This is a genomic window from Shimia sp. (genome assembly GCF_041624275.1).
Lineage (GTDB): Bacteria > Pseudomonadota > Alphaproteobacteria > Rhodobacterales > Rhodobacteraceae > Shimia.
The window spans coordinates 1-3,486 of sequence record NZ_JBFJVE010000245.1; the positions used below are offsets into that span (position 1 = coordinate 1).

General features: G+C 64.4%; 6 protein-coding genes and 1 pseudogene. 2 read left to right on the forward strand and 5 right to left on the reverse strand.

Annotated features, from left to right (window positions below):
• The coding region (gene msrB, locus ABZD10_RS14420; RefSeq protein ID WP_372887538.1) for a peptide-methionine (R)-S-oxide reductase MsrB at positions 1 to 320 on the forward strand (320 nt) is incomplete at its 5' end.
• A gap of 30 nt (positions 321 to 350) precedes the next feature.
• Here the strand turns inward: msrB and ABZD10_RS14425 are convergent.
• Positions 351 to 974: a DnaJ domain-containing protein gene (locus ABZD10_RS14425; RefSeq protein ID WP_372887540.1), complete on the reverse strand. Its 624-nt coding sequence runs from the start codon at positions 972 to 974 to the stop codon at positions 351 to 353.
• 73 nt (positions 975 to 1,047) lie between these two features.
• On the opposite strand from ABZD10_RS14425, the gene ABZD10_RS14430 reads away from it, so the two are divergent.
• A complete protein-coding gene (locus tag ABZD10_RS14430) occupies positions 1,048 to 1,305 on the forward strand; it encodes a BolA family protein (protein ID WP_372887541.1) in 258 nt (85 codons plus the stop codon).
• A gap of 9 nt (positions 1,306 to 1,314) precedes the next feature.
• Here ABZD10_RS14430 and ABZD10_RS14435 read toward each other — a convergent pair whose 3' ends face one another.
• The 4 genes and pseudogenes from ABZD10_RS14435 to gatB form a co-directional block, all read right to left on the reverse strand.
• The gene (locus tag ABZD10_RS14435) at positions 1,315 to 1,806 is read right to left on the reverse strand and encodes a hypothetical protein (protein ID WP_372887543.1); all 492 of its coding nucleotides are present in this window, start codon (positions 1,804 to 1,806) and stop codon (positions 1,315 to 1,317) included.
• A gap of 59 nt (positions 1,807 to 1,865) precedes the next feature.
• Complete coding sequence (locus tag ABZD10_RS14440) at positions 1,866 to 2,459, reverse strand: class I SAM-dependent methyltransferase (protein ID WP_372887545.1); 594 nt, start codon at positions 2,457 to 2,459, stop codon at positions 1,866 to 1,868.
• Positions 2,460 to 2,536: 77 nt separating this feature from the next.
• Positions 2,537 to 3,019, reverse strand: coding sequence for a thioesterase family protein (locus ABZD10_RS14445; protein ID WP_372887546.1), 483 nt, complete (start codon positions 3,017 to 3,019; stop codon positions 2,537 to 2,539).
• A gap of 62 nt (positions 3,020 to 3,081) precedes the next feature.
• A pseudogene (gatB, locus tag ABZD10_RS14450) lies at positions 3,082 to 3,486 on the reverse strand (Asp-tRNA(Asn)/Glu-tRNA(Gln) amidotransferase GatCAB subunit B); the annotation flags it as partial.

Here is a 3,486-nt window from a genome sequence, read left to right on the forward strand (position 1 = left end):
GCAAATCGGGCACCGAGCGCGCCTTTTCATCGCCGCTCGACAAGCAGACCGCCAAGGGCCTCTATCATTGCCGGGGCTGCGATCTGGCGCTTTATTCGAGCCGCCACAAATACGACAGCGGCACCGGCTGGCCGAGCTTCTGGAAGGCGCAGGCCAATGCCATCGCCACCCGGCCAGATCGCACCTTCTGGGGGGTGCATACCGAATGCCACTGCCGGCGCTGCGGCAGCCATCTGGGGCATATCTTCGACGACGGGCCGCCACCGACCGGCAAACGCCATTGCATCAACGGCGTCAGCCTTGTCTTCAGGCCGGCCTGAGCGTGGCGCCGACCCGGCGCGCTCTGCGGCCTATTTGAAGTTGCGGCTTTCCTTGATCTGGTCCCAGGCCCAGACCACTTCCTGAAGCTGTTCTTCCTGGCTGCGGTCGCCGCCGTTCATGTCCGGGTGCAGCACCTTGATCAGCTTCTTGTAGGCCTTGCGCACCTCGGCCTTGGTCCAGTTGTCCTTGGCCTCGAGGATCTCGATGGCGCGGCGTTCGGTCGGTGGCAGGCGACGGCCGCTGCCGGCGCCGCGACCGGGGTTCTGGGTCGCATTGCCGCCCAGCACCTGATGCGGATCCTCGATCCCCAGCCGGGCCCAGGCGCGGGCCTCGGGGTCGGTAAAGGTCTTGGTCTCGCGTTCCCAGACCTTGTCCTTGGATTTCTGGGCGTTCATCTCGGCTTCGGTCTTGCCGTCGAAGAAGTTCCACTTGAGATTGTACTCGCGCACGTGGTCCTTGCAGAACCACTTGAATTCGTCCAGCACGTCGGGCGCGCGGGGGGCGCGATACTGCCCCGGTTCCGAGCAGCCTTCGTGTTCGCACAGGCGCGTCGAGGTCTCCTGCGCCCCCGACATGCTGCGCCGGCCGCGCGGATTTTTCTTTTTTGCCGACTTGACCGACATATCAAAACCGAAGGGATCTGATTTGGGCATGAACTCACCTTTTCGACTCGAGGCGCAGAGTTTAGTCTAAACACCGGCAGATAGAAGGGGCAGGAGAGAAAAAATGTCCGTCAGGCAGGAAATTCACGACAAGCTGGAGGCCGCCTTCGCGCCGGCCGCGCTTGAGGTCATCGACGAAAGCGAAAGCCATCGCGGCCATGCCGGTTACCGGGACGGAGGCGAAAGCCATTTCGCCGTCATGATCCGGGCCGCAGGCTTTGCCGGGCAGAGCCGGATCCAGCGTCACCGCGCGGTGCACGCGGCCCTGGGCGGCGATCTGGTGGCGCGCATCCACGCGCTGCGACTGGATATCGACGCCTGAACCGGCGGCCTATTCGGCGGCTTCGGCGGCCTGGTCGGGGTCTTCTGACGTCCGGGGCCGGGTCACGCTGCGCGCCCGGGCCAGCAGCGCCACCGGCAGGTTGGCCGGTTCGCCGGCCTCGGCCCTGGCGATGAAACCGGTTTGCGGCTCGTCCTCTTCGGTGGTGTCGGGCGCGGCCTTTGACGCGACCTCGGCCGGCTGCGGTCGCGGCAGGACCTTCTGCGCGGTCTTCTCAAGCAGGCGCGGACGGAAGGCGCTGACATCATCGGCGCGCTGGCGGCGGAAGACCATCACGCTGCGAAAGGACATGGTGGTCGAGGTCAGGCCGCTGCGCTCTTCGCTGGGCAGGGTTTCGGTGCGCAGGAACTCCCAGCCCTCGGCGGCCATCTCGTTCATCACGCTTTCCAGAGCATAGGCAAATCGCCCATCGGTGCCCTTGACGCCGCGTGCCTTGCGGCCCTTGGCAGGAGCGGGAACCACTTTGAACTCAAACTTTGTCATAAAATAAACCGTTCTGATCGGGGTCAGGGTACACCAGCCCCCGGCCCCCTGTCGACGGTTTATCGGCGCTTGTTGCGGGGCAGGCGGGCCAGCCGGTCGGGATAGGCGGGCACTTCGGCAGTGGTTTTCATCATCGCCCACGAGGGGAATTTGTCCTGCGGGTCGCGCGGCTCGGAGAGGGCGCTGCGCAGGACCGGCTGGCCGGTCAGCTCGGACAGCGTGTCGACCGAGGTCGTCACCAGCGGCCACTTGGGGTGGTAATCGTGGCCAGCGATCATGCCGCCGACCTTGACCTTGGCATACCAGTCGAACATGGTCTTGCCGCGTTCCTCGCCATTGTGGGCATAGCCGTCGATATAGACGAAATCGAAGTGCTGATCCGGGAAGACCTCGAGCGCCTCGTCGAAACGCATCCGCAACAGCCAGTAGTTTTCGCCGATCCCGACATTCTTCAGCGCCGCGACATATTCGGCGGTGTCGTGGCGGTCGCCATAGATGTCGACTCCGTAAAGCTGGGAAAACAGCCCGGATTCGCGCAGGCGCCGCGAATACCAGCCCCCGGCCACGCCCAGTTCTATGCCGATCAGACCGTCACGCTCGAGAAACAGCGGCAGGTCCCTGCGTTCCTGAAGAACATCAATCACTTCAACCATGGCCGCAGCCTGTCATGCGGCCGGGCGATGGTCCAGTGCCATTGTGCCCATTGTCCCGATTGTCGCGCCATCCGGCGTCAGGTGCGGCGAATGCCCATCGGTTTGCCGACCCAGTCGGGCCGGGCGAGCCTGCTGTGGCTGTCGGACAGGGCCTGAAACCGGGCGAATACCTCTGGCGGCATCGGCGCCACGCGCGGGCCGGACATGTCGATATGCAGCCCCATGCCTTCGCCGCGGGCCGAGACCCAGCCTTCTTCGGCGTGCAGCAGTTCCTGACAGAAATGAAAGCGTTTTTCGTCGAAATCCAGCAGTTGAAACGTGGTGATCACCGGCGCGTCGAGATGGATCTCCCGCACATAGCGCATGTGGTATTCGGCCGAGAAGGTCGTGTGGCCGGTGTTTTCGATATAGTCGGAGCCAAACCCGAGGTGGTCCCAAAGCTGGTCGACGCCCTGATCCATCAGCGCGTTGTAATAGGCCATGTTGAGATGGCCGTTGTAGTCGATCCATTCGGGGCGGATCGCCATGGGCGCCGAGCGGAAGGGGGCGTCGAACTGCATGGGCCGGGCTCCGATAACCAGGGTATTGGGGGAAGGGCGGGGGCGGAAAGCCCCCCCGCGCGTCATCCGTTCAGCTTTTGCGCCACCAGCTGGTTCACCGCCTTGGGGTTGGCCTTGCCGCCGGTGGCCTTCATCACCTGGCCGACGAACCAGCCCGCCAGTTTCGGGTTCACCTTGGCCTTTTCGACCTGCGCCGGGTTGGCGGCGATGATCTCGTCCAGCGCCGCCTCGATGGCTCCGGTGTCGGTCACCTGCTTCATGCCGCGCGCCTCGACGATCTCGGCCGGGTCGCCGCCTTCGCTATAGACGATCTCGAACAGGTCCTTGGCGATCTTGCCCGAGATCGCATCCGAGGCGATCAGGTCGATGATGCCCCCCAGCTGCGCCGGGCTGACCGGGCTTTCGGTGATGTCGTGATCTTCCTTCTTCAGGCGGCCGAACAGCTCGTTGATCACCCAGTTGGCGGC

Excerpts from the sequence above, each read along its gene's own strand:
- ABZD10_RS14430 (WP_372887541.1), top strand. The coding sequence starts at position 1,048 with ATGTCCGTCAGGCAGGAAATTCACGACAAGCTGGAGGCCGCCTTCGCG.
- ABZD10_RS14425 (WP_372887540.1), bottom strand. The coding sequence starts at position 974 with ATGCCCAAATCAGATCCCTTCGGTTTTGATATGTCGGTCAAGTCGGCA.
- ABZD10_RS14435 (WP_372887543.1), bottom strand. The coding sequence starts at position 1,806 with ATGACAAAGTTTGAGTTCAAAGTGGTTCCCGCTCCTGCCAAGGGCCGC.
- ABZD10_RS14440 (WP_372887545.1), bottom strand. The coding sequence starts at position 2,459 with ATGGTTGAAGTGATTGATGTTCTTCAGGAACGCAGGGACCTGCCGCTG.
- ABZD10_RS14445 (WP_372887546.1), bottom strand. The coding sequence starts at position 3,019 with ATGCAGTTCGACGCCCCCTTCCGCTCGGCGCCCATGGCGATCCGCCCC.